General features: G+C 73.3%; 24 protein-coding genes and 1 pseudogene. 13 read left to right on the top strand and 12 right to left on the bottom strand.

Features of this window, described 5'->3' with window-relative positions:
- The first annotated feature begins 143 nt into the window (after positions 1-143).
- Entirely contained in the window at positions 144-803 is a 660-nt protein-coding gene (locus tag AB0398_RS12440; protein ID WP_366374249.1) for a methyltransferase domain-containing protein, read from the top strand.
- Positions 804-848: 45 nt separating this feature from the next.
- On the opposite strand, the gene ctaD is transcribed toward AB0398_RS12440, so the two are convergent.
- Entirely contained in the window at positions 849-2,576 is a 1,728-nt protein-coding gene (ctaD, locus tag AB0398_RS12435) for a cytochrome c oxidase subunit I (RefSeq protein ID WP_366374247.1), read from the bottom strand.
- Positions 2,577-2,880: 304 nt separating this feature from the next.
- On the opposite strand from ctaD, the gene AB0398_RS12430 reads away from it, so the two are divergent.
- Together AB0398_RS12430 and AB0398_RS12425 are read left to right on the top strand one after the other, a co-directional pair.
- The gene (locus AB0398_RS12430) at positions 2,881-3,108 is read left to right on the top strand and encodes a DUF5133 domain-containing protein (protein WP_366374245.1); all 228 of its coding nucleotides are present in this window, start codon (positions 2,881-2,883) and stop codon (positions 3,106-3,108) included.
- A gap of 217 nt (positions 3,109-3,325) precedes the next feature.
- A complete protein-coding gene (locus AB0398_RS12425) occupies positions 3,326-4,165 on the top strand; it encodes a Rieske (2Fe-2S) protein (RefSeq protein ID WP_366374243.1) in 840 nt (279 codons plus the stop codon).
- Between the two features lie 207 nt (positions 4,166-4,372).
- Here the strand turns inward: AB0398_RS12425 and AB0398_RS12420 are convergent, their stop codons facing one another.
- From AB0398_RS12420 to AB0398_RS12405, 4 genes are all read right to left on the bottom strand, one after another.
- Entirely contained in the window at positions 4,373-5,020 is a 648-nt protein-coding gene (locus tag AB0398_RS12420) for a class I SAM-dependent methyltransferase (protein ID WP_366374241.1), read from the bottom strand.
- 111 nt (positions 5,021-5,131) lie between these two features.
- Positions 5,132-6,550, bottom strand: a complete 1,419-nt coding sequence (pntB, locus tag AB0398_RS12415) for a Re/Si-specific NAD(P)(+) transhydrogenase subunit beta (RefSeq protein ID WP_366374239.1) — start codon at positions 6,548-6,550, stop codon at positions 5,132-5,134.
- A gap of 1 nt (position 6,551) precedes the next feature.
- Complete coding sequence (locus AB0398_RS12410) at positions 6,552-8,078, bottom strand: Re/Si-specific NAD(P)(+) transhydrogenase subunit alpha (RefSeq protein WP_366374238.1); 1,527 nt, start codon at positions 8,076-8,078, stop codon at positions 6,552-6,554.
- A gap of 246 nt (positions 8,079-8,324) precedes the next feature.
- Entirely contained in the window at positions 8,325-9,200 is an 876-nt protein-coding gene (locus tag AB0398_RS12405; RefSeq protein ID WP_366374236.1) for a PhzF family phenazine biosynthesis isomerase, read from the bottom strand.
- A 166-nt stretch (positions 9,201-9,366) separates the two neighbouring features.
- On the opposite strand from AB0398_RS12405, the gene AB0398_RS12400 reads away from it, so the two are divergent.
- Positions 9,367-9,828, top strand: coding sequence for a pyridoxamine 5'-phosphate oxidase family protein (locus AB0398_RS12400; RefSeq protein WP_366374234.1), 462 nt, complete (start codon positions 9,367-9,369; stop codon positions 9,826-9,828).
- 55 nt (positions 9,829-9,883) lie between these two features.
- Here the strand turns inward: AB0398_RS12400 and AB0398_RS12395 are convergent, their stop codons facing one another.
- Positions 9,884-10,555, bottom strand: coding sequence for a hypothetical protein (locus AB0398_RS12395; RefSeq protein ID WP_366374233.1), 672 nt, complete (start codon positions 10,553-10,555; stop codon positions 9,884-9,886).
- Between the two features lie 118 nt (positions 10,556-10,673).
- Here AB0398_RS12395 and AB0398_RS12390 point away from each other — a divergent pair, with 118 nt between their 5' ends.
- The gene (locus AB0398_RS12390) at positions 10,674-11,888 is read left to right on the top strand and encodes a serine hydrolase (RefSeq protein ID WP_366374231.1); all 1,215 of its coding nucleotides are present in this window, start codon (positions 10,674-10,676) and stop codon (positions 11,886-11,888) included.
- A gap of 43 nt (positions 11,889-11,931) precedes the next feature.
- Positions 11,932-12,636: a TetR/AcrR family transcriptional regulator gene (locus tag AB0398_RS12385; protein WP_366374229.1), complete on the top strand. Its 705-nt coding sequence runs from the start codon at positions 11,932-11,934 to the stop codon at positions 12,634-12,636.
- Between the two features lie 23 nt (positions 12,637-12,659).
- Here AB0398_RS12385 and AB0398_RS12380 read toward each other — a convergent pair whose 3' ends face one another.
- Both AB0398_RS12380 and AB0398_RS12375 read right to left on the bottom strand, forming a co-directional pair.
- Positions 12,660-12,833, bottom strand: coding sequence for a hypothetical protein (locus tag AB0398_RS12380; RefSeq protein WP_366374227.1), 174 nt, complete (start codon positions 12,831-12,833; stop codon positions 12,660-12,662).
- 282 nt (positions 12,834-13,115) lie between these two features.
- Positions 13,116-13,562, bottom strand: a complete 447-nt coding sequence (locus tag AB0398_RS12375) for a MarR family winged helix-turn-helix transcriptional regulator (protein ID WP_366374226.1) — start codon at positions 13,560-13,562, stop codon at positions 13,116-13,118.
- A gap of 84 nt (positions 13,563-13,646) precedes the next feature.
- Between AB0398_RS12375 and AB0398_RS12370 the strand changes: the two genes are divergently transcribed.
- Positions 13,647-14,330 (top strand): hemerythrin domain-containing protein, encoded by a 684-nt coding sequence (locus AB0398_RS12370; RefSeq protein ID WP_366374224.1) that lies wholly within the window; start codon positions 13,647-13,649, stop codon positions 14,328-14,330.
- Between the two features lie 61 nt (positions 14,331-14,391).
- Here the strand turns inward: AB0398_RS12370 and AB0398_RS12365 are convergent.
- Positions 14,392-14,871 (bottom strand): annotated as a pseudogene (locus AB0398_RS12365) (TipAS antibiotic-recognition domain-containing protein); the annotation flags it as partial.
- A gap of 267 nt (positions 14,872-15,138) precedes the next feature.
- Here AB0398_RS12365 and AB0398_RS12360 point away from each other — a divergent pair.
- Both AB0398_RS12360 and AB0398_RS12355 read left to right on the top strand, forming a co-directional pair.
- On the top strand, positions 15,139-16,116 hold the full coding sequence (locus AB0398_RS12360) for an alpha/beta hydrolase (RefSeq protein WP_366374222.1): 978 nt from the start codon (positions 15,139-15,141) through the stop codon (positions 16,114-16,116).
- 12 nt (positions 16,117-16,128) lie between these two features.
- On the top strand, positions 16,129-16,770 hold the full coding sequence (locus AB0398_RS12355) for a S8 family serine peptidase (protein ID WP_366374221.1): 642 nt from the start codon (positions 16,129-16,131) through the stop codon (positions 16,768-16,770).
- Positions 16,771-17,097: 327 nt separating this feature from the next.
- Here the strand turns inward: AB0398_RS12355 and AB0398_RS12350 are convergent, their stop codons facing one another.
- A complete protein-coding gene (locus tag AB0398_RS12350) occupies positions 17,098-18,099 on the bottom strand; it encodes a pirin family protein (protein WP_366374219.1) in 1,002 nt (333 codons plus the stop codon).
- Positions 18,100-18,195: 96 nt separating this feature from the next.
- On the opposite strand from AB0398_RS12350, the gene AB0398_RS12345 reads away from it, so the two are divergent.
- The 4 genes from AB0398_RS12345 (at position 18,196) to AB0398_RS12330 (ending at position 21,202) form a co-directional block, all read left to right on the top strand.
- Positions 18,196-18,687 (top strand): carboxymuconolactone decarboxylase family protein, encoded by a 492-nt coding sequence (locus AB0398_RS12345; RefSeq protein WP_366374217.1) that lies wholly within the window; start codon positions 18,196-18,198, stop codon positions 18,685-18,687.
- Between the two features lie 169 nt (positions 18,688-18,856).
- Positions 18,857-19,351: a SigE family RNA polymerase sigma factor gene (locus tag AB0398_RS12340; protein ID WP_366374215.1), complete on the top strand. Its 495-nt coding sequence runs from the start codon at positions 18,857-18,859 to the stop codon at positions 19,349-19,351.
- Positions 19,348-19,791, top strand: a complete 444-nt coding sequence (locus AB0398_RS12335; protein ID WP_366374213.1) for a hypothetical protein — start codon at positions 19,348-19,350, stop codon at positions 19,789-19,791. The genes AB0398_RS12340 and AB0398_RS12335 overlap by 4 nt, the downstream gene beginning before the upstream one ends.
- Positions 19,792-19,975: 184 nt before the next feature.
- The gene (locus AB0398_RS12330) at positions 19,976-21,202 is read left to right on the top strand and encodes a mannosyltransferase family protein (protein ID WP_366374211.1); all 1,227 of its coding nucleotides are present in this window, start codon (positions 19,976-19,978) and stop codon (positions 21,200-21,202) included.
- Here the strand turns inward: AB0398_RS12330 and AB0398_RS12325 are convergent.
- Both AB0398_RS12325 and AB0398_RS12320 read right to left on the bottom strand, forming a co-directional pair.
- Complete coding sequence (locus AB0398_RS12325) at positions 21,177-21,905, bottom strand: HAD family phosphatase (protein ID WP_366374210.1); 729 nt, start codon at positions 21,903-21,905, stop codon at positions 21,177-21,179. The genes AB0398_RS12330 and AB0398_RS12325 overlap by 26 nt on opposite strands.
- Positions 21,898-22,989, bottom strand: coding sequence for an ABC transporter ATP-binding protein (locus AB0398_RS12320; RefSeq protein WP_366374208.1), 1,092 nt, complete (start codon positions 22,987-22,989; stop codon positions 21,898-21,900). Before AB0398_RS12320 ends, AB0398_RS12325 begins: the two co-directional genes overlap by 8 nt.
- Positions 22,990-22,994: the final 5 nt, after the last annotated feature.

Genomic DNA, 22,994 nt, shown 5'->3' with positions numbered 1-22,994 from the left:
GGAAGCGGCGGTCCAGGACTCCGGGCCGGGCGGTGGTCGCAGCCACGGCACCGTCCGGCCCGGTACCTCGCGGCGCTCTTGTGGGCGGCTTCCCACCGGTGGAACGATGCGACCGCACCGATCGCCCGACCGGAGGGACCGTCGTGACCGACGATCAGCGACGACCGCCCGCGGCGGTCGTGTTCGACGCACTGGGAGCGGAGTACGAGAAGGCGTTCGCCGGTTCCGAGGCGCACCGGCGCTCGCTGGAGCGGCTGCTCGGGCGGCTCGCGCCGGGCAGCCGGGTCCTCGACGTGGGCAGCGGCACGGGCCGGCCCACCGCCGGGACGCTCGCGGACGCCGGTCACGAGGTGCTGGGCGTCGACGTCTCCCCCGTCATGGTGGAGCTGGCGTCCCGTCAGGTGCCGGCCGCCTCCTTCCGGTGCGCCGACATCCGGGACCTGCCGCTCGACGACGCCTCGTTCGACGCGGTCTGCGTGTACTTCTCCCTGCTCCAGCTCGACCGGCGCGAGCAGACGGAGACGGTGCGGCGGCTGGCCCGGGCGCTGAGGCCGGGCGGTCATCTGGTCCTGGCCACCGTGCCGCTGGACGTGGAGGGGGTGGAGGGCGTCTTCATGGGGCAGCCCGTGCGCGTGACCAGCTTCACCGCGGCGGACCTCGCCGCCGTGGCCGAGTCCGCCGGTCTGGACGTGCTGGAGCGCGAGGAGACGCTGTTCACCCCGGCCCATCCGGACGCCGGTCCGGAGCCGCACGTGTTCCTGGACTGCCGCCGGCGCCGGGACGACGCGGCGGACGGCGCCTGATAGCACAGCGCGCGCCGCGGAAGACCGTGGCGAAGCCGTACGCCGTCATGCGTTCCGGCCCGCGTCGGGGCCGTCGTGGGTGGCGGCGCCGGAGTCGTCGAGCACGTCCCGCTTGTGGTTCTTGCCCTGGTCGAGGCTCGCGATGACCGGGTGGTTGAGGTCGAAGGCGGGCGACTCGGAGCGGATGCGCGGGAGGGTGACGAAGTTGTGGCGGGGCGGCGGGCAGGAGGTGGCCCACTCCAGGGAGCGGCCGAAGCCCCACGGGTCGTCGACGGTGACGCGGGGGGCGGTCCTGGCGGTGTTCCAGACGTTGTAGAAGAACGGCAGGGTGGACGCCCCGAGGAGGAACGCGCCGATGGAGGACACCGTGTTGAGCGCGGTGAAGCCGTCGGCCGACAGGTAGTCGGCGTAGCGGCGCGGCATCCCCTCGGCACCGAGCCAGTGCTGGACGAGGAACGTGGTGTGGAAGCCGACGAACAGGGTCCAGAAGTGGACCTTGCCCAGGCGTTCGTCGAGCATCGTGCCGGTCATCTTGGGCCACCAGAAGTAGAACCCGGCGAACGTCGCGAAGACGACCGTCCCGAAGACCACGTAGTGGAAGTGGGCGACGACGAAATAGCTGTCCGTGACGTGGAAGTCCATCGGCGGTGAGGCCAGGATGATCCCGGTCAGACCGCCGAACAGGAAGGTGACCAGGAATCCGATCGACCACAGCATGGGGGTCTCGAAGGAGAGCGACCCGTTCCACATCGTGCCGATCCAGTTGAAGAACTTCACCCCGGTCGGGACCGCGATCAGGAAGGTCATGAAGGAGAAGAACGGCAGCAGCACCGCCCCGGTGGCGAACATGTGGTGCGCCCACACCATCACCGAGAGTCCGGCGATCGCGATGGTGGCGCCGACGAGGCCCACGTAACCGAAGATCGGCTTGCGGGAGAAGACCGGGAAGATCTCGGTGACGATGCCGAAGAACGGCAGCGCGATGATGTAGACCTCGGGGTGCCCGAAGAACCAGAAGAGGTGCTGCCACAGGAGCGCCCCGCCGTTGGCGGGGTCGAAGACGTGCGACCCGAACCGGCGGTCCGCCTCCAGGGCGAACAGGGCCGCGGCCAGGACCGGGAAGGCGAACAGGACCAGCACCGAGGTCAGCAGGACGTTCCAGGTGAAGATCGGCATCCGGAACATGGTCATGCCGGGCGCGCGCATGCCGATGATCGTGGTGATGAAGTTGACCGCGCCGAGGATCGTGCCGAAGCCGGCGAGCGCGAGCCCCATGATCCACAGGTCGCCGCCCACGTAGGGCGTGTGCTCCGCGCCGCTGAGGGGCGTGTAGGCGGTCCAGCCGAAGTCCGCCGTCCCCTGGGGGGTGAGGACTCCCGCGAAGACGATGACGCCGCCGAGCAGGAAGAGCCAGTACGAGAACATGTTCAGGCGCGGGAAGGCCACGTCGGGCGAGCCGATCTGCAGGGGCATGATCGCGTTGGCGAAACCGGCGAAGGTGGGCGTGGCGAACAGCAGCAGCATCACCGTCCCGTGCAGGGTGAAGAGCTGGTTGTACTGCTCGGGGGAGACGATCTGCAGGCCCGGCCGCGCCAGCTCCGCCCGGAGCACGAGGGCCATCAGGCCGCCCAGCAGGAAGAAGACGAACGACGTGATCAGGTAGAGGTGCCCGATCTTCTTGTGGTCGGTCGTCGTCAGCCAGTCCACGACGGCCTTCCCCCGGCGCTTCCTCCTCACGGGCACGAGGGCGGGCGGCTCCGTGGAGACGGTCATGGGAACTCCTGCGGGGGCTCGGGCGGACGCACACGGCAGGGCGACCGTAGACCAGCCTTTTCCGCAAAACGATCAAATACGGACGTGTGGGCTAAATCGTTTCATCGCACGAGCCATGACCTGCGGCGTTCGCCTCCTCGGGAGAAAAAGCACCCGCACGGCGGGCACGAAAACATCGCGCGTGCCGAACGGTTTCCGTCGCGCGGTTCGGGGCAGACGCGCGGAACGGAACATGTGTTCCCCGTACGGAACTTCGGGAACGCAGGGCTTCAGGCTTCAGGGCTTCGGAACAAGGAGACGGTCGATGCGGATGGCGCACCCCCTGGTGCTGGAGAACCTCGTCGAGCAGTACGGGGTACTGCGGGCCCTGTACGCCGAGAGCCGCTCGGCCGAGGCCCGTCGGCAGATCGAGGACCTCACCCACACCCTGTGCGCGTCCACCGGCGCCCGCGACATCGACGCCGCCCTCGCCGCCGCCCGCCGCCAGCTGGCCCACGCCCGCTCCGAGAGCGACTTCGCGCTCATCGGCTGAGCGCGCGGCCGGATCCGCCGCAGCGAATTCCGCCGTCCTGGAGCCCGCCGTGCTGAAGAACGGCCGTGTTCCGTTTCACCGCCTTCTGTACGGTTATAGGCGGTTCATGACGTATGCCTCTGATCTCGACGGTCATGGCCCCGCGAACGGAACCGTGCTGCGGGCACTGGAACGCGTACTGCCGTCGGCCTCGGGCCCCGGCAGGGTCCTTCGCGCCATGGACCGCGTGGAGCGCTCCACCGTCCTCGACGGGCCGGCCGGGCGTCTCGGCCGCGTGGTCCGGGCGCTCCCCCTGGGCCGGGCGAGGGACGCGCTGCACGGGCGTTGGCTGGGCCATCCCGCCCATCCGGTGATGGTGCAGGTGCCGATCGGCGCCTGGTTCTCGGCGGCGGTGCTCGACCTGCTGCCGGGACAGCGGCGGGCGGCGGGCGCGCTGATCGGCGTGGGGCTCGCGGCCGCGGCCCCGGCGGCCGTGGCGGGCTGGGTCGACTGGGCCGAGCTGCAACGCCGGCAGATGCGGGTCGGGCTGGTGCACGCGGCGGCGAACGCCACGGGAGTGTGGCTCTACGCGGGGTCCCTGGCCGCCCGGCTGCGGGGTCGCGCCGCTCTGGGCAAGGCCCTGGGGTTCGCGGGCCTGACGGTCGTCGGCGTCGGCGGCGCGATCGGCGGCCATCTGGCCTTCCGGCAGGCCGCGGGCGCCAACCGCACCGCGTCGGTGCCGGATCTGGTGGAGCCGGGCTGGCACGGGATCGGACGGCTCGCGGACCTGCCCCTCGGGCAGGCGGTCCGGCGGCACGTCGACGACGTGGCGGTCCTGGTCCTGCGCGAGAGCACGGACCGCGTGCACGCCCTGGTGGACTCGTGCAGTCACGCGGCCGGCCCCTTGTCCCGGGGCACGATCGAGGACGGCTGCGTGCGCTGCCCGTGGCACGGTAGCGTCTTCCGTCTGGAGGACGGCTGGAACGTCGGCGGCCCCGCGACGGCTCCCCAGCCCGTTTTCGACACCCGCGTCGTCGACGGCCGGGTCGAGGTGAGGCTGCGCGCCCCGGAGGCGTAGAACGGGCCCCTCCCCCGGCCGGACGTGACCTCTCCTTCGTACGGGACGCACGAGCCGGGGACACCGCTCGGCGGAGGCCGCCGTGCGCGGGAGAGCAGCCGCGTGCGGCGGGGCGGGGAAGCGCTCCGGTACGTGGGGCGGCCTTCGCTCCGGCCCTCTCGGAGGTCCGGGCGCGTGGGCCGTCCGGCCCGGTGGGGCGGCGCCCGTTCATGCCTTGCGGGCCAGCAGGTGGATCTCCTGGAACTGCCGCCGGTCGGTCGGCTCCGGCTCGCGGACCGTCCGGGCCGTCTCGGTGAGTCCGTACTCGCGCAGCAGTGCGGAGAGGTGGTCGGGCCACCAGCGGTGGGCCGGCGCGACCGCGTGGTCGAAGACCTGCGTCGGGTGCGCCGGGCCCTCGCTCGCCGAGAAGGCGATCAAAAGGTGGCCGCCGGGAGCCAGTACGCGGTGGAACTCCCCGAGGATCGGAGGGAGTTCGCTCGGCGGGGTGTGGATGACGGACCAGCGCGAGAGCACGCCGTCCAGCGCGCCGTCGGCGATGTCGAGGGCGTCCATCGAGCCCACCTCGAACCGCAGGTGCGGGTGGGCCCGGCGGGCCAGCTCTATCATCGCGGGCGAGGCGTCGACGCCGAACGCCTCCAGGCCGAGCCCGTCCAGGTGGGCGGTGACGTGACCGGGTCCGCAGCCCAGGTCCGCGACCCGGCCGTCCCCGTCCGCGCGGGCGACCTCGGCGAGGACGCCCAGCATCGCGCGGTCCAGGGGGCTGTCCCGCAGGCTGTCGCGGAACATCTCCTCGTAGGTGGCGGCGACGGCGTCGTAGGCCTCGCGGACGGTACCGGGAACATCGTGTTCGACCATGCCCGCGACAGTAGTCCCGGGCGGGACGGTGGGAAGTACGAGGGCCTCCCGGCCCGGCGCGGACGTCCGTCCTCCGCGCCGGGCCGGGAGGCCCCTGTTCGCCGTCGCGCCTCAGAGGGCGCCGACGATGTCCTCGACCCGGGCCTTCGCGTCGCCGAAGAGCATCGAGGTGTTCTCCTTGAAGAAGAGCGGGTTCTGCACGCCCGCGTACCCGGAGGCCATCGAGCGCTTGAACACGATGACCTTGCCGGCCTCCCAGACGGTGAGGACCGGCATGCCCGCGATCGGGCTGGAGGGGTCCTCGGCCCCGGCCGGGTTGACCGTGTCGTTGGCGCCGATCACGAGGACGACGTCGGTCTTGGCGAAGTCGTCGTTGATCTCGTCCATCTCCAGGACGATGTCGTACGGCACCTTGGCCTCAGCGAGGAGCACGTTCATGTGGCCGGGCAGCCGGCCGGCCACCGGGTGGATGCCGAACCGCACGTCGACGCCCTTGGCGCGCAGCTTCGAGGTGAGCTCCGCGACCGGGTACTGGGCCTGGGCGACGGCCATGCCGTACCCGGGCGTGATGACCACGGACCGGGCCGAGCCGAGCAGTTCGGCGGCGCTCGCGGCGGTGATCTCGGTGTGCTCGCCGTAGTCGACGTCCGAGTCCGACGGCGCCTCGATGCCGAAGCCGCCGGCGATGACCGAGAAGAAGGAGCGGTTCATCGCCTTGCACATGATGTAGCTCAGGTAGGCGCCGGACGAGCCGACGAGCGCGCCGGTGATGATCAGCAGGTCGTTGCCGAGCAGGAAGCCCGAGGCCGCCGCGGCCCAGCCGGAGTAGCTGTTGAGCATCGAGACCACGACCGGCATGTCGCCGCCGCCGATCGAGGCCACCAGGTGCCAGCCGAGGGCGAGCGCCAGGACCGTCACGACGACGAGCAGCCACAGCTCCGGCGTGATCACGAACCACACCGTGAGGGCGACGAACAGGGCGAGCGAGCCGAGGTTCAGGACGTTCTTGCCCGGCAGCACCAGCGGCTTGGAGTCGATCTTCGCCGAGAGCTTCAGGTAGGCCACGATCGAGCCGGTGAAGGTCACCGCGCCGATGAACAGGCCGATGAACACCTCGGCGTGGTGGATGCCGAGGGTGCCGAGCGCGTCCAGGGCCTTCGCCTCGTGGCCGTCCGGGTCGTGCTCGACGTTCAGGAAGCCGTTCCAGCTCACCAGGACGGCGGCCAGGCCGACGAAGGAGTGCAGCAGCGCGATGAGTTCGGGCATGCCGGTCATCTCGACGCCGCGGGCCCGCTGGAGGCCGATCAGCGCGCCGGTCAGCATCGCGACGCCCATCAGGCCGAGGCCGGCGGTGCTGACGTCGCCGTCCACCGCGAGCACGACCGTCGCGACGAGCGCGACGCCCATGCCGAGCATGCCGAAGGCGTTGCCGAGCCGGGCCGTCTCGTGCTTGGAGAGTCCTGCCAGCGCGAGGATGAACAGCAGCGCGGCAACAAGGTAGGCCGCCTGGGCGGCAATGGTCGCAGACATGTCAGCTCCGGTTGAACATGGCGAGCATGCGACGCGTCACCGCGAAGCCGCCGAAGACGTTGATACTGGCCAGGAGGATCGCCACGGACGACAGCACCGTGACCGCCGTGCTGGTGTGGCCGATCTGGAGGAGCGCGCCGACGACGATGATCCCGGAGATCGCGTTCGTCACCGACATCAGCGGTGTGTGCAGCGCGTGGTGCACGTGGCCGATGACGTAGTAGCCGATCACGATCGCGAGGACGAAGACCGTCACGTGCGGCAGCAGCGCCGCCGGCGCGAACGCGGCGAGGAGGAAGAGGGCCAGGGCGCCGAGGGCGACTCCGCCGAACCTCTGCCCCGCCGTCATCGGCGCCTTCTTCGGCGCGGGCTCCACCGCGGCCGCCGCGGGCGCGGGAGCCGGGGCCGCCGAGACCTGGACGGGCGGGGGCGGCCAGGCCGACTCGCCCGCGCGCACGACGGTGATCGAGCGCTGCACCGGGTCGTCCCAGTCGAGGACGAGCCGGGCGTCCTTCCCCGGCGTCATCAGCTTGAGCAGGTTGACCAGGTTCGTGCCGTACAACTGCGAGGCCTGCGCGGGCAGTCGGCCCGCGAGGTCGGTGTAGCCGATGATCGTCACGCCGTTCTCCGTGACGGTCTTCTCGCCCTTCACGGTGCCCTCGACGTTGCCGCCGTTGGCGGCCGCCATGTCGACGATCACCGAACCCGGCTTCATGCTCGCCACCATCTCGGCGGTGATCAGCGTCGGCGCGGGACGGCCGGGGATCAGCGCGGTGGTGACGACGATGTCGACCTCGCGGCACTGGGCGGCGTAGAGCTCGACCTCGCGCGCCTTGTAGTCGTCGCCCATCTCCTTGGCGTAGCCGGTCTTCGAGACCTCCACCTCGGGGGACTCGATCGACAGGTACTCGCCGCCGAGGGAGCGGACCTGGTCGGCCACCTCGGGCCGGGGATCGGTGGCGCGGACGATCGCGCCGAGCGAGCCCGAGGCGCCGATCGCGGCCAGGCCGGCGACGCCGGCGCCCGCGACGAGCACCTTCGCGGGCGGCACCTTGCCGGCCGCCGTCACCTGGCCGGTGAAGAACCGGCCGAACTCGTGCGCCGCCTCGACGACGGCCCGGTAGCCGGCGATGTTCGCCATCGAGGACAGCACGTCCATCGACTGGGCCCGGCTGATGCGCGGCACGGCGTCCATCGAGAGGGCGGTGAAGGGGCGCCGGACCAGGTCCTCGACCATCTCCGGGTCGAAGGCCGGGGCGAACAGGGCGATCACGGTCGCCTCGGGCCGGACCCGGTCGAGCTGGGACGGGGCCGGGGCGTTGACCCCGAGCACCACGTCCGCAGCCACCGCGTCGCCGACGGTCGCGCCGGCGGCCTCGTAGGCGCTGTCGGTGAAGCCGGCCGCGACGCCCGCGCCCTGGTCGACGACCACGTCGTACCCCAGTTTGCGGATCTGTTCGACGGTGGCCGGCGTGGCCGAAACCCGACTCTCACCTGCCCGCGCTTCCTTGAGGACTCCGACAATCACGAGTGTTCTCCGTTCGCTGCTCTGGCCGTCAACGGCGTGTTCCCGACTCGATCAAGAAGTGCGCGCCCGCGATGGTCCGGAGCACGCCGCTCAGCTTGACCGCCCGGGGCTCTCCTTGAACAGCACCCGCTGGTGAGGCACACGCAACACTTGACGGACCGGCTCCCATGCCTCACGCGACGGCGTGCGGGCGGGAGTCGCGACCGCCGGAGAGGCCGTGACGGCGCCGTCGCCACGGCCGGAGGCTCAGCCGATGCGGGTCCCCTCGCCGCTCACCCGGACGCGCGGGTCGCCCGCGCGCAGCGTCACCGTGAGCTCGCCGGGGCGGCCCAGGTCCTCGCCCTGGCGCAGGGTGAGGACGGCGTCCTCGGGGACGAGCCCGAGGTCACGGGCGTAGGCGCCGAACGCGGCGGCAGCGGCGCCGGTCGCCGGGTCCTCCACGACGCCGCCGATGGGGAACGGGTCGCGGACGTGGAAGACGGTGGCCGATTCCCGCCACACCAGTTGGACCGTGGTCAGGTCCAGACGCCGCATCAGGGCTTCGAGGCGCGCGAAGTCGTACGCGAGGTCGGCGAGCCGGGCGCGCGTCGCCGCCGCGAGGACGAGGTGGCGGGCGCCGGCGAAGGCGACGCGGGGCGGGAAGACCGGGTCGAGGTCGGCGGCCGGCCAGTCGAGCGCGTCGAGCGCCTCCGCGAGGTCGGTGCCGTCGACCGCCTCGACGTGCGGCTCGACGCTGGTGAGCGTGGCCCGGAGCGTCCCGCCCTCCTCGGTCACCTCCACCGGCACGGTGCCGGCGCGCGTCGCGAACACCAGCTTCCCGGGGCCCTCCCGCTCGGCGAGCGCGATGGCGGTCGCGACGGTGGCGTGCCCACAGAACGGCACCTCGGCCCGGGGGCTGAAGTAACGGATGCGGTACGCACGCTCCCCCGGGTCGCCGAGTCCCTCCGGGGGCGCGGTCAGGAACGCGGACTCCGAGTACCCGAGGTCGGCCGCTACGGCGAGCATGTCGCCGTCGTCCAGTCCGGTGGCGTCCAGAACGACGCCGGCGGGGTTGCCGCCGTCGGGAGCGCTGGAGAAGGCGGTGTAGCGCAGCACTTCGGGCCGCGGCGGGTTCGTCGTCATGGTCGTGGCAACTCCGTTTGGACCCGGGGCTATTCCTGGGCTCGGGTGGGGGTTCCGGGAGAACCGGACGGGGGTCCTGAGAGAAAGGCCGGGGGTTCGTCGGTCGTGGGAAGTAGGTCCCGCGCCCCAGGCGTCCTTCGCATCCGCCTGCCTAGGGTCGGTCCTCATGGAGAGCACGGAGACCGTCCGCCGCACGACGGCGGAGCGCGTACGCGACACCCTGGGGCGGCTCGCCGCCGAGCGGGACATGTGGGTGTCGACGGCGCACCCCGACCACGGGCCGCACCAGGTGCCGCTGTGGTTCCTGTGGGACGGACGGGCGGTGTGGATGTGCACCGCCGCCGCCTCCGCGACCGCGCGGAACGTCCTCGCGGAGCCCCGCGTACGCCTGGCGCTGCCGGACACCCACGACGTGGTACTGATCCAGGGCAGGGCGGAGTGCTTCCCGGACCGGGAGGTGCCCGAGGACGCGGCACGGGCGTTCACCGCCACGTTCGGATGGGACTCGCGCGCGGAGGAGGGCTCCTTCCTGTACATCCGCGTGGTCCCCGAGACCGTGCGCGCGTGGCGCGGCGAGCGGGAGCTGCGCGGGAGGGTCGTCATGCGCGACGGGGACTGGCTGGGGTGAGGGCGGGGCCGAAGCGGCCGCACCTGGCAGGTACCTCTCCGGCCCCGGCCGCCCGTCACCCCTCCGAGCGGCCTGCGGCCCGTACCCCTTCCCGGCCTCCGCTGAGCGGCGACTCCCACGCGGGGTCGTGCCGGGCCCTTCTCGCGAGGTGGGCGAGCAGGTGGTCCGCCGTGGCGGGGGCGGTGCGCGGAGGCGCGCCGACCACCACCAGCGCGGCGGTGACCCTCGCCGACGCCTCGTCGTCCGGCACGTCCGGGTCGGTGAGGAGGGGAAGCAGCAGCAGAAGGCGGGAGGCGGGGTCCTGGACTCCTTCGGCCGCGGAGGACGGGCCGTCGGCGATGCCGGTCAGTTCGCGCCACGTCAGCCCGGCTCCCGTGAAGTCCCCGTCCCATCCTCCGATCCGCCGGGCACGGTTCCCGTCCGAGTCGGTGAGGAGGTAGTCGGTGCCGTACTCGCCGATCAGGTTGCGGTAGACCACGACGGCTCCGGGGCCGGTCTCGGACGGCACCCGGAAGACCGGCCACCGCTCGGAATCGAAGAGGAGCTCGGACAGGGCGTCGGCGTCGGCGCCGTCCTCGCCGAACCACTCCGGAACCGGCCGCTCGGCGCAGGTCCCGTCACCGCACAGCACCGGAAGGTGGTTCGACCAGAAGCCCGGACGGTCCAGCAGCGGTTCGCCCGCCGCCAGCGGGCCGTCGTCGTATCCCTCGTATCCCTCGATCAGCATTCCTCGATCCTGCCACCGGCCGAAGGTGTCCCGGGGGCCTGCTCCGACCCTCCTTGCACCTTCGTCACCACTGGTGTCACCATTGGTTCGAAATGATGTGGCGCGACAGGAGGACGGGATGGCGCTCAAGGCGCGAGAGCTCGGGGGCACGGCGGTCACTGCGGTCGCGGGGGCCGGCCTGGCGGCGGGGGCGGTGTGGCTGTGGCGCAATCAGGGGGCGGTGGCCACGGGGCGGCCGGTCAACGAGTGGACGTTCACGCACATGTCGGCCCTGATGCCCACCGACACCGTGCCCCGGTCCTCACGACCACGGCCGTTCGTCCGGCGGACGCGAACCCTGGAGTGCTCGTACGCGTTCGACGGGCGGCGGCGCACGCTGGAGGAGTTCCACCGCCGCACCCACACCACCGGGTTCGCCGTGGTCCACCGCGGCGTCCTGGTCCACGAGAGCTATCCCGGCCGCTTCGCCTCGCCCGGTGCGCGGTTCCAGCTGTTCTCGCTGACGAAGTCGGTGACGTCGATGCTCGTGGGCATCGCCCTGGAGGAGGGCGCCCTCTCGCTGGACGACCAGGTAGTCTCCCACCTCCCCGAGCTGGCCGGTTCCGCCTACGACGGGGCGACGGTCGGGCACCTCCTCGACATGTGCAGCGGTGCCGGTGGCGTCGAGGACTACGCCGACCCCGGCGCGCCGATCAACCGCTTCGAACGGGCGGTGACCGGGGGCGGATCGGTCCTGGACGTCCTGCGCTCGCTGCCGCGCGCCGCCGAGCCCGGGACCGTATTCAACTACTCCACGCTCGACACCCAGGTACTGGGCCGGGCCCTGGAGGCGGCGACGGGCGTGCCGCTGGCCCGCTACGCGGCCCGGCGCCTGTGGGACCCGGTCGGGGCGGAGAGCGACGCCTACTACTTCCTGACCCGGGGGCGTCCGCGCACCGCGCTCGGCGGCGGTTCCTTCAACGCGACGGTCCGGGACCTGGCACGGCTCGGCGTACTGATGGCGCACGGCGGGGCCTGGGACGGGAGGCAGGTCGTGCCGGCGGCGTGGGTCGAGCGCAGCCGGGGGGCGGGGCTGCCGCACCTGGAGGTCGGCGCCCTCGGCGGGGACCTGCCCGCCCACTACGGGTACGCGAACCAGTGGTGGACGCTGGGCGGCGAGCACCGCGCCTTCACCGGCCTGGGCATCCACGGGCAGTTCCTCTGGGTCGATCCCGTCGCGGACGTGGTGGTGGTGAAGACCAGCGCCTGGCCGACGGCGGACGATCCGGAGCGGGACGCCGAGACGGTGGCCGCGCTCACCGCGCTCACGGCCTGGCTGGGTCAGGACGGCTGAGCGGACCGGAGAAGCCCTGGTGGCGGCCGGTAGCATGGCGGCCATGACGGAATCCGCAGGGCGGGGCGCACCCCCGGGGAAAGCCCGCCGTGGCCGTCCGCCGACCACCGCACTGAACCAGAAGCGCATCCTGGACACGGCCCTCGCCCTGGTGGAGCGCGAAGGGCCCGACGCGCTGACGCTCCGCCGTCTCGGCGCCGAACTGGGCACGAACCACACCGCGGTGCTCCGGCACTTCTCCGGCAAGGACGAGATCCTGCTCGGCCTCGCGGACCGGCTGGTCGAAGAGGCCCTCGACGGCTTCGCGCCCGCGGACGACTGGCGGGAGACGCTGGAGGCGCTGGCGCGGCGGATGCGCGCGGCCTGCCTCGCCCATCCCCGGGTCGCCCTGCTCTCCACCACCCGGGTCTCCCGGCGCGCCGCGGAGTTCCGGGGCGCGGACGCGGTCGTCGGCGCGCTCCGCGCGGCGGGCCTCGGCGACCGGGACGCGGCCCGCTACTACCGCTCCCTGGTCGACACGGCCCTGGCGCTCTCCTCCTACGAGGCCGCCTCGGCCGCGCTCGACGGCCGCGCCAGGGAGGGCGACAGGATGGCCTGGCGCCGGGAGTACCTCGCCGTCCCGCCGACGCTCTATCCCCATCTGGCCGCCGTCGCGCCGCACTTGGCCGAAGCCGACGACGACGACCAGTTCGAGACGACCCTCGGGCTGCTCCTCGACGCGATCGCCGCGCGCGTGGACACGGCCTGACCGAGCCGAGGGCGACGGCGGGGTCATTCCTGCGGCGCGGGCGGCTTCTCGTCGACGAGGTCCGCGTCCAGCAGGTCGTACAGCGTGTCGGCCGACGGCATGGTGGACGTGGGACCGGTCAGGTCCGCGGGGGCGGTCATGGCCGTGCCCGCGGCGAAGGCGCCGGTGAACAGTGCGGTTGCGATGAGCTTCTTCAAGGTTTCTGCGTCCGTAGTGACGGCGGCGGAACGCCCCGTCGGGGTTCGGGGCCCGCCCCGGTGAGCCGTCCCGGAGCGGAGTCGCAGATACGTTCCTGCGGAAGCTTCGGGACGGCTCGGGCGAGCAGTGGTCGGTTGTGGTCGTTTTCGGAATTCCAGACTCCCCAACGACTTCGCCCGCGATAGGGAACGACCCGTTCGGGTGATCTCACCCGTCGCTCCCCGGCCGCCCCCTCCACGGCCGTGACAGCCCCCGGCGCAGGAGCGCCGCCACCGCGCGCGTCAGCGGCGGCCCGGCGTCCCCTCCCGCTCGTCCAGGGCGGCCAGGAGGCGGCGGAGGGAGGCGCGCACGGCGCGGATCTCCTCGTCGGGGAGGTCCGTGAAGAGGGAGCGGTGCCGCTCCTCGGCCCGCGCGGTCACGCGGGCGAGCGCGTCCCCGCCGGCGGGCGTCGGCGTCAGCAGGGGCGAGGCGCGGTGGTCCGGGTTCGCGGCGAGGTCGGCGAGCCCGAGCGCCACGAGGTCGTTGGCGACGCGCTGGACGTTCTGGCGGCTGACGCCCAGGCGCCGGGCGGCCTGGGGGGCCGTGAGCGGCTCCTCGGACACGACGCTCAGCAACTGCCACCGCGCCTGGGTGAGCCCCTCCGCGGCGGCGGTCTCCTCGCCCAGCCGCCGCAGCGCACCGGCCGCCTCGTAGACGTCGGCGATCAGCAGGGCCGCCTCGTCGGGCATCGCACACTCCCCTCTCTTGACAACACATTGCCGAAAGCGCAACATGTTGTCATCCAATTCGTTTCCGATCCCCCAGGACACGACATGCCCAGGACCGACCTCTACCGGAATGTTCACATGGGACAGCGCGCCCGCATGTTCGCGCTGGCCGTCGAGCTCGGAGCCGCCGACCTCGACCGGGCCGGTGCCGCCACGGCGTACGCCGAACGCTGCCTCGCCCTGACCTCGGAACTCCGCGAGCACGCCGACCACGAGGACACCTTCATCCACCCCCTGCTGCGGGAGCGCGCGCCGGCCGCCGCCGACGCGCTGGACGCCGAACACCTGCGCCTCGACGCCGCCTTCGTCGCGCTCGACGCGGGCGCCCGCGCCCTGCCCGGCACCCCCGCCGACGGCCTGCCGGAAGCCCGGCACGGGCTGTACCTGGCCCTCAACGAGGTGATCGCCGCCTACCTGGCCCATCTGCACGCCGAGGAGACGGTCGCGATGCCGGCCCTGTGGGAGCACACCGCCGAGGACGAGCTGGAGGCCGTCTTCGCCGCCTTCCGCGCCTCCCGCACCGCCGCCGAAGGCCTGGCGGACCTCCGCGCGATGCTGCCCGCCCTGCCGGCCCCGACCCGGGCCGCGATCGTCCGCGGCGCCGTCGCGGCGACGCCGGGCGAGGAGCACCGCACCCTGGCCGCCGTCACCACCACCCTCGCCCCCGACCAGCGCGACCGCCTCTACACGGACCTCGGCCTGCCGGAGGTCTGGGCGCTCCACGGCTGACGGCCTCGTCCACGACGGGCGGGCCGCCGCCGAAGCCCGAGCACGCGGCGGAGAGGGCTCGTCAATTCCCCTCCCAGGTGGCGGCGTCGGGGTCGATGCCGTGGGCCCGCGCACCGGCGTCGACGACCCGGCGGAACCACGTGGCGAGGTCGGCGCGGACGCCGTCGTAGTGGGCGGCGAACCCCGGATCGGCCTCGTACATGCGGCCGAGGCAGACCTGCGTCTGCCGGGTGAGGGGGAAGTACGCGGAGAAGACCTCGCGGTGGCGGTCGACGAGCCGGTTCGCCTCCGGGCCGCCGGGCGTGACGCCGGCGTCCATCGCCTCCCCGAGGGCGCGGTCGAGGTCGGCGACGGCCCGCCACTCCTCCGGAGCGCACGAGGCCGAGCCTTCGGCGTACTGCCGCCATTGCGTGGTGTCGCCGTGGCGTCGACGGGCCCGGGCCGGCCCGTCCGGGTCCCACTCGGGGCCGGAGATCGCGGCCTGCCGCTCGGCGGTCAGCGGCAGGCCGCGCTCGTGGGCGTCGATCATCCGGTCCGGGCCGGGGGCGGGCACGGGACTCATCTCGAACGCGTTGTAGTAGGCGCTCATGCGCCCACCCTCCGGCCTCACGTCACGTGAGGGCCAAGCCGCGACCGTGGACACCGTCCGGCCCCGCACGACGGAGCGGTCACACGCCCTGCTGGACCGGTCCCGGCTTCAGCGCCTGTGTGCGGGTAAGGCCGTTCACCCGATCGCCCTTCTCGGGGTGCCGCGCGGGCCGGGCGGCAGTGAGGTCGGGGATAGCACCCCCTCCCGTAAGGAAGATTCATGAACACGCTGCTCTCTCGGCGCCGAATAGCCACCGTCGCCGCTTTCGGCATGGCGACCTGCGCGGTCGCCGCCGTTCCCTCCGCCGCCGTCGCCGCCGACAGAGGCGCCACGGCGGGCGGAAGCAAGGAAGCGAAGCCGACGGTGGTGCTGGTACACGGCGCGTTCGCCGACGCCTCCGGCTGGAACGCGGTCGCCGAACGCCTCCTGGACGCCGGGTACGAGGTCGTCGCCCCGCCCAACCCGCTGCGGGGACTGTCCAACGACGCCGCCTCCGTCGCCAGCGTGCTGAAGAGCATCAAAGGCCCGATCGTGCTCGCCGGGCATTCTTACGGCGGCGCTGTCATCACCCAGGCCGCCGCCGGGAATCCCGACGTCAAGGTGCTCGTCTACGTCTCGGCGTTCATGCCCGACGTAGGCGAGTCCCCGGCGGAGCTGTCCATGAAGTTCGCGGGCAGCGAGCTGGGACCGGCGCTCGCCCCCATCCCGTACGCCGACGGCACCGGCACGGATCTGTACATCAGGACGGACAAGTTCCGCTCGGTGTTCGCCGCCGACCTCCCCGAGTCCCAGACCCGCTTGATGGCGGCCACACAGCGTCCCGTCGCGCAGGCCGGCTTCGCGGAGAAGGCGACCGCCGCCGCCTGGAAGAGCATTCCCTCCTGGTTCGTGGTGTCGAAGAACGACAAGGCCATAGCCCCGGGCCTGGAGCGCTTCGAGGCCAAGCGGGCCAAGTCCCACACCGTGGAGATCGACTCCTCCCACGTGTCGATGATGTCCCACCCCGATGTCGTCACCCAGCAGATCCGTGACGCGGCCGGCGCCACCGCAGCCGGGGCGGGTAAGCACGCCGCCCTGGCCGAAACCGGGTCCCGCACCGCCGCCCTGGCCGTCGCGAGCGGCAGCGCCGCCGCGTTCGTGGTCATCGGAACGCTCCTGACCACCATGGCCCGCCGCCGTACCCGTTCCGGCAGCTGACCTTCCCGGACCGTGCTCACGGCCGACCGACGCGGCTCCGCTCCGGTCGGTCGAGCCCTGGAAGAGCCCGCCGAGGAAAACGGCCCGCTCTTCGCCGTCGCGGCGGGCGACGCCGGCCCCGGGTCGAGCACCGCGCGCCTGCCCGCCGCGACCGACGAGACCCTCGCGGAAGCGGCCGCCGATTCCGCCGGCGCCGACGTCGGCACACCCTTCTCCGGCCGGAGCCCGCGCGTCGGTGACACCGGCATGAAGCCGCAGACGGCGACGCCCGACGTCGCCGTCACGGTGTCCGGATCCTCGGCCATGACGGCCTTCACGCCCGGTCTCCGGTACACGATGACGAGCGGTGCCTCCACGGCGGGGCCGCAGGCCGTCGGCATGGCGGCGCTCCTTCCGCAGGAAGCGGCCGTGAACGAGACCACGCGCCGATCCCCGCGCACGTCCTCCCCTGCCCCCCTCCCGGGGCCTGTCGCCCCGGGACCCGGCCGCACCGTTCCCGGGACGAAGGCCAACCGGTCCGCGAGACGGAAGGCGGCTGTCCGGTCGACGCGCCGACGCGGTTCCTGCGGGAGAGCGCCCTTGCCGACAGGACGAGACGGGCTGATACCTCGTACCCCAGTCCTCCATTCGTCCGGGTTCTCCATCCGCCCGTGACGCACAGGCGCCGGCTCCGACGACGTGGCGGCGGTCCGATGATCGGGACCGCCCCGGGCAGCAGACCAGGCACGCCGGATCGCCTGTATGACCATCGGGCGAGGAAGTCGCCGACTCCCGCGCAACGCATATGACGGCTCGTCGGCGAAAGGTCGGCATCGATCCGATCGAGCCTTGCCGCAGACACCTGGAGACGCGACTCGACACGCTCCCTCCCGAACCCGGCAGACACCCGAGCCCCGAGCACGGGCCGGGCAGCGGACCGGACGTCCCGAGGCGACCGTCTTCAGCGGCCGTACCGCCAGCACGGCCCCGCGTTCTCCCAGTTCAGCGCAGTCGTCCGCGCGGCTTCAGGGGAACAGCGGGCAGTTCGGGAGCGGGCAGTCGGGCGCCGTCGTAGCCACGCACCTCGCCGAAGCGGTCGGAGGCGGCCGCCCAGTCCTCGCGCGCCTGCCTGATCTCCTCGTCCGTGCGGCCGATGAAGTTCCACCACATGACGATCTCCTCCTCGAAGGGCGGGCCGCCCAGGAGGACCGCGCGGGCCGGGGCGTCCGACTCGTTCGTCAGGGTGAGGGCGTCGGGGCCGGGGGCGGCGTAGCCCAGTTCGGCCGGGTGCAGGAGGGTTCCGGCCAGACGGACCTCTCCCCGGTCGACGAGCAGGCCGTGCTCGAAGGCGGGGTCGACGGGGAGCGTGACGGTCGCGCCGGGGGCGAGGAGGAGTTCGGCGCCGAGCAGGGGCGTAAAGGTCCGCACCGGGGAGGTCTCGCCAGCCAGGGTGCCGAGGAAGACCCTGACGTCCACCCCGTCGAGGCGGACCGTCCCGGGGGCGTGGTGCTGGAAGTCGCGGGCGGCGTTCCGGTGCTCCCCGGGGAGGGCGACCCAGAGCTGCACGCCGTGCAGGACCGTGGTGCGGGCGGTGGAGACCTCCGAGTGGCAGATGCCGTGTCCGCCCGTCATGAGGTTGAGCTCGCCGGGGCGTACGAACGCGTGGCTGCCCAGGCTGTCGCGGTGCTCGATCTCGCCCTCGAACAGCCAGCTCACGGTCTGCAGGCCGATGTGCGGGTGCGGGGCCACGTCCATGCCGCCGGACTCCGCGACGTCGTCGGGACCGTAGTGGTCGGCGAAGCACCAGGCGCCGATGAGGGTCCGGGACCGCTGCGGGAGCGTGCGCCGTACGGTCATCGCCCGCGGGCCGCCCAGGGGGACGTCCCGGGCGGACAGCACCTCGACCTCGGTCCCGACGGCCCCGACGCCTCCGACGGCCCCGGCCCCCGCCCCCGTGACCTCGGACCCGACCGTCCCCGAACCGACCTCCGTCTTGCCGCTCATTCTCGTCCCCCTCCGGAAACATGTAGTTTTATTTTAAACAATCATGGACGATGATAGCTTCCGCGACCGCGGAAGGCCCCGAGAACGGAGTGCGCAGTGAGCGATGTGGCAGGAGCCCCCGCGGCCGGACGGGTGTATCTCGACAAGCAGAGCCCCCAGGCCTATCACGCCCTGGTCCGGACGGCCGAGGCCGTGCGCGCGACCGCCGCCGACGCGGGGCTCGACCGGCTCCTGGTGGAGCTCGTCAACCTCCGGGTGTCCCAGCTCAACGGCTGCGCCTCCTGCCTCGACGTGCACACCCGCGCCGCCCTGCGCGCCGGCGAGACGACCCGTCGCCTCGGCGTGCTCGCCGCCTGGCGCGACACCGAGCTCTTCACGGCGCGCGAGCGCGCCGCCCTCGCCCTGGCCGAGGCCACCACCCACCCCTCCGACGCCCCCGCGCAGGAGCGCGCCTACGAGGAGGCCCGCCGGGCCCTCACCGACGACGAGCTCTCCGCCGTGATCTGGGTGGCGATCGCCATCAACGCGTTCAACCGGGTGTCGATCCTGAGCAAGCACCCCGTACGGGACGCCTCCCCCACGGCCTGAAGGGCCCGAAAGCCCCGGTCCGCCGGGCGGGCCGTAGGGTCGACGGTCGGAGAACGACCGCGCGGGTCCACGGTGTGACCGGGCTCACGTGCCTTCTTCGGGATCGGTGTCGACCGTCGGGGCCGTGCCAGGCGTATGCCCGGTGAAGCGAGAGACCCGGGAGTTGCCGTTGACCGTCGAAGAGTTCGAAGCGTTCTACGTCCAGTCGGTCGGGCGGCTCACCGGGCAGCTCTACGTCATGCTCGGCGATCTGCAGGAGGCTGAAGACGTTGTCCAGGAGGCATTCATCAAGGGCTGGAACCGGCGGCGCCAGCTGGACGGCGACAGCGGACCGGAGGCGTGGATCCGCACGGTCGCCTGGCGCCTCGCCGTGAGCCGGTGGCGCTTCCGGAGGCGTACGGCCGACGCCTGGAGCAGGCGCGCGGCCCCGTCCCACGCGGCCGGCCCCGGGCCGGAGCACGTGGTGCTCGTCGACGCCCTGCGCACCCTCCCGGCCCAGCAGCGGCGCACCGTCACCCTGCACTACCTGTGCGACCTCACCGTCGAGCAGATCGCGGGCGAGACCGGGCTGTCCGCCAGCACCGTCAAGACCCACCTCGGCCGGGGGCGCACCGCCCTCGCCGACCGGCTCAAGGACACCGAACAGGAGGCCGGATCCCGGTGAACGACCCCACCGATCCCTCCCTGAGGGCCCTGTTCCGGGCCGCCGCCGACCACGGCAGCCGGGAGGCCACGACGCTCCCGGTCGCGCAGGTCGTCGAACGGGGCAGGCGCGCCCACCGGCGCCGGCTGGCCCTCGCCACGGTCACGGCGGGCGTCGTCGCCGTCCTCGGCGTGGCGACGGCCGCCTCGCTCGCCCCCGGGCCCGCGGACCCCGTCCTGCCCGCGACGAGCCCCTCCGTACCCCCGCCCGGCCCCAGCCCCACCCACCGTCCCGAGCCCCTGCCGCAGGGGACGGAGAACAGCACTCCGCCGGGCCCCGGCAGCGCGACGACGGAGAGCCTGCGGACCCGTCCGCCGACGACCTCCAGTAGGACGACGACCCCGATGACCCCGCCGGAGACGGCGACGACCATGGCGACGACGACACCGCCGCGGGGCTGACCCGCGCCTCTTCTCCCGGACTTCCCGGACGTTTCGTGGACGCTTCCCACCGGTCGGCCGCCGGTCGCGTCCGCGCTCCCGGAGCGGCCCCGCACCACCGGGCCGCCCCGCCCTTCCCCGTACCCGCGTACCCGCGCGCACCGCCCCTTCGGCGTGCCCGCGTACTCACGGAGAGACCTCATCCATGCCGATCTCGGCACCGCCCTCCCCCGGGCACACCTCCGTACGGACGGATCCCGCCGTGCGCGCGGTCCCCTCGGAGGTCCCGCCCGCGCCCGTGCCGCCGCCCCGCCTCCGCCCCGCCGACCGCGAGGTCCTGTGGCTGTACCTGCTGACGCGGGTGGCCGTGTGGACGACCGCGTACTGCACCCGCTGGCTGTTCCCGGCGTCCGGTGACGCCCGGGTGCCCGAGCCGGTCCTCGCGCCCTTCGAGCACTGGGACTGGGGGCACTTCCTGAACATAGCCAGGGACGGCTACTTCCCCGGGGGGCCGGGCGAGGGGGACAACCGGGAGGCGTTCTTCCCCGGCCTCCCCCTGGTCCTGCGGGCCGTGCACGTCCTCGTGCCCCACTGGACCGTCGCCGGGCTCCTCGTCTCGCTCGTCGCCGGGGCCGTCGCCGCCGTGGCCCTCGCCCGGATCGCCGAGCTGCACCTGCCCGGTTCCGGCGCGGGCCGGCGCGCCGCCCTCTTCCTCCTGGTGTCGCCCTGCGCGGTCTTCCTGGCCGCCGGGTACAGCGAGGCGCTCTTCCTCGCCCTCGCCCTGCCCGCCTGGCTCGCGGCCCGGCGGCAGCGGTGGCTCCTCGCCCCGGCGCTCGCCGCCGGGGCCACCACCGTGCGGATCAGCGGGCTCTTCCTCGCCGCCGCGCTCGTCGTCCTCTTCCTGACGACGCGGCGGGACGAAGGGGCGAGCCGGAGGCGCGACGCCGTCTGGCTCGTCCTGCCCGGCCTGCCCGCGCTCCTCTACTTCTGGTACCTGTACGGGCGGACCGGCGACCCCATGGCGTGGAAGCACGCGCAGGAACGCGGCTGGTACCGCCACTTCCGCGCCCCCTGGGAGGCCTGGTCGCAGACCTGGCACGAGGCCTTCGGCCACACCCAGGCCACCGGCTACGCCGTCCAGTTCCAGGCGGACCTGCTCGCCATGGTGCTCGGCCTGGCGCTGCTCGCCGTCCTCGTCGTGCGGCGCCGCTGGCCGGAGGCCGTGTACATCGCGCTGACGCTGTGGGCGCTCGGCACCTCGTACTGGTACATGTCCGTGGCCCGCAGCACCCTCCTGTGGTGGCCGCTGTGGGTCGGCCTGGCCGTCTGGAGCGTGCGCAGGCGGTGGGTCACGATCACGTACCTCTGTCTGGTCGCGCCGCTGAGCACCGTCCTGGCGATCACCTTCATGTCGGGACGCTGGGCGGGCTGACGGCCGGGGAGCGGCCGTGCCGCAGGTGGCCGCGCAGGGTGGCGAGGGAGACCTCCTCCAGGCTCTCCGCGAAGACCCGTCCCGGCCCCGGCTCCACCGGGAGCAGGGAGGGGACGACCAGGACGACGCAGCCCGCCGCGTCGGCCGAGGCGGTCCCGTCCGGCGAGTCCTCGACGGCCACGCAGGACGCGGGCGGAACTCCCAGGCGGCGGGCGGCCGTCCGGTACGGGTCGGGGTGCGGCTTCGTGCGGTCGGTGTCGTCGGCCGAGAGGGTGAAGGCGAACGGGACGCGGGCGAGCGCGCCGCCGGTCACCGCGTCGACCACCGACCGGGGAGACGCGCTGACCAGCGCGAACGGGACGCCCTCGCGCTCCAGTTCGGCGAGCAGCCGTCCCGCTCCCGGGCGCAGCGGCGCGCCCGCGTCGACGCGCCGCCGGAAGGCGGTGGTCAGCGCGGAGGCGACCCCGGACGTCCCTCCGGCCTCCGTCGTCCCCGCTCCCTCCGTCACCTCCGGCAGGCCCGTGGCCCGTACGAGGTGGGCGGCGGTGTCCTCGACGGCGCGGCCGACGACCTCGGGGGCGTCGGCGGCCGTCAGGCGGTGGCCGAGCCGGGCGGCGACCTCCTCGGTGGCGTCCCACCAGAGGGTCTCGGTGTCGACGAGGGTGCCGTCCATGTCGAAGAGGACCGCGGCGAGTTCACTCACCGGCCGCCCTCCCGGCCACGACGAGGGCGGGGTGGTGGACGACGCCGAGGGCGACGCGTGTGCCCGGGGCGAGCGCTCCGGCGTCCCGCGACGGCAGGTCGGCCTTGACCGGCGTACCGGCGCGGTCGAGGTGGAGGCGGGTGACCGGGCCGAGGAAGGAGGCGGAGACCACCGTCGCGTCGCCGCCGGGGTCCTCGGTCACGGTGAGGTTCTCGGGGCGCACGAGCACCTCGACCGCGGGGCCCTTCGGCGCCTCGCCGTCGACGGGCAGCCGGGCGCCCGCGACCTCGACGAGGCCGGGGCCCGCGAGGCGGCCGGGCAGCCGGTTCATGGTGCCGATGAAGTCGGCGACGAACGCGGTCGCGGGGCGCCGGTACAACTCGGCCGGGGCCGCGCACTGTTCGAGGCGTCCGGCGTTGAGGACGGCGACGCGGTCCGCCATGGACAGCGCCTCCTCCTGGTCGTGGGTGACGAAGACCGTGGTGATGCCGAGGTCGAGCTGGAGCCGCCGGATCTCCTCCCGGAGGCCGAGGCGGACCTTGGCGTCGAGCGCCGAGAGCGGTTCGTCGAGGAGCAGGACGCGGGGGCGCAGGGCGAGGGCGCGGGCCAGGGCCACGCGCTGCTGCTGGCCGCCCGACATCTGGTGCGGGTAGCGGTCACCGTGCTGCGGCAGGCCCACCAGGTCGAGGAGTTCGGCGGCGCGGGCGCGCCGCTCGGCCGCCCCGGCCTTCCGCACCCGCAGGCCGAAGGCGACGTTGTCGCGGGCGGTGAGGTGCGGGAAGAGGCTGTACGACTGGAAGACCATCCCGGCGTCGCGGCGGTTGGCCGGCACGTGGGTGATGTCGGTGCCGTCGACGAGGACCTCGCCCGCGTCGGGGTGCTCGAAGCCGGCGAGGACGCGCAGGGCAGTGGTCTTGCCGCAGCCCGACGGGCCGAGCAGGGCGAGGAGTTCGCCCGGCTCCACCGTCAGGTCGAGTCCGTCGAGGGCGGTGGTGGGGCCGAACGAGCGGCGCAGGCCGCGGAATTCGACGCGCGCCCCGGTGACGGCCGCGGTCTCCGTCCGTTCCGCTGTTGCTGAGGACATGAGGG

This window comes from Streptomyces sp. NPDC086147 (assembly GCF_040702165.1).
Taxonomy (GTDB): domain Bacteria; phylum Actinomycetota; class Actinomycetes; order Streptomycetales; family Streptomycetaceae; genus Streptomyces.
Note: the sequence above shows the minus strand (reverse complement) of the source record. Positions and strands in the feature narration are given on the sequence as shown.

What these genes read in the sequence shown, in the direction of transcription:
- ctaD (WP_366374247.1), bottom strand. Translation starts at nt 2,576, where the DNA reads ATGACCGTCTCCACGGAGCCGCCCGCCCTCGTGCCCGTGAGGAGGAAG.
- AB0398_RS12430 (WP_366374245.1), top strand. Translation starts at nt 2,881, where the DNA reads ATGCGGATGGCGCACCCCCTGGTGCTGGAGAACCTCGTCGAGCAGTAC.
- AB0398_RS12425 (WP_366374243.1), top strand. Translation starts at nt 3,326, where the DNA reads ATGGACCGCGTGGAGCGCTCCACCGTCCTCGACGGGCCGGCCGGGCGT.
- AB0398_RS12420 (WP_366374241.1), bottom strand. Translation starts at nt 5,020, where the DNA reads ATGGTCGAACACGATGTTCCCGGTACCGTCCGCGAGGCCTACGACGCC.
- pntB (WP_366374239.1), bottom strand. Translation starts at nt 6,550, where the DNA reads ATGTCTGCGACCATTGCCGCCCAGGCGGCCTACCTTGTTGCCGCGCTG.
- AB0398_RS12405 (WP_366374236.1), bottom strand. Translation starts at nt 9,200, where the DNA reads ATGACGACGAACCCGCCGCGGCCCGAAGTGCTGCGCTACACCGCCTTC.
- AB0398_RS12400 (WP_366374234.1), top strand. Translation starts at nt 9,367, where the DNA reads ATGGAGAGCACGGAGACCGTCCGCCGCACGACGGCGGAGCGCGTACGC.
- AB0398_RS12395 (WP_366374233.1), bottom strand. Translation starts at nt 10,555, where the DNA reads ATGCTGATCGAGGGATACGAGGGATACGACGACGGCCCGCTGGCGGCG.
- AB0398_RS12390 (WP_366374231.1), top strand. Translation starts at nt 10,674, where the DNA reads ATGGCGCTCAAGGCGCGAGAGCTCGGGGGCACGGCGGTCACTGCGGTC.
- AB0398_RS12385 (WP_366374229.1), top strand. Translation starts at nt 11,932, where the DNA reads ATGACGGAATCCGCAGGGCGGGGCGCACCCCCGGGGAAAGCCCGCCGT.
- AB0398_RS12375 (WP_366374226.1), bottom strand. Translation starts at nt 13,562, where the DNA reads ATGCCCGACGAGGCGGCCCTGCTGATCGCCGACGTCTACGAGGCGGCC.
- AB0398_RS12370 (WP_366374224.1), top strand. Translation starts at nt 13,647, where the DNA reads ATGCCCAGGACCGACCTCTACCGGAATGTTCACATGGGACAGCGCGCC.
- AB0398_RS12360 (WP_366374222.1), top strand. Translation starts at nt 15,139, where the DNA reads ATGAACACGCTGCTCTCTCGGCGCCGAATAGCCACCGTCGCCGCTTTC.
- AB0398_RS12350 (WP_366374219.1), bottom strand. Translation starts at nt 18,099, where the DNA reads ATGAGCGGCAAGACGGAGGTCGGTTCGGGGACGGTCGGGTCCGAGGTC.
- AB0398_RS12330 (WP_366374211.1), top strand. Translation starts at nt 19,976, where the DNA reads ATGCCGATCTCGGCACCGCCCTCCCCCGGGCACACCTCCGTACGGACG.
- AB0398_RS12320 (WP_366374208.1), bottom strand. Translation starts at nt 22,989, where the DNA reads ATGTCCTCAGCAACAGCGGAACGGACGGAGACCGCGGCCGTCACCGGG.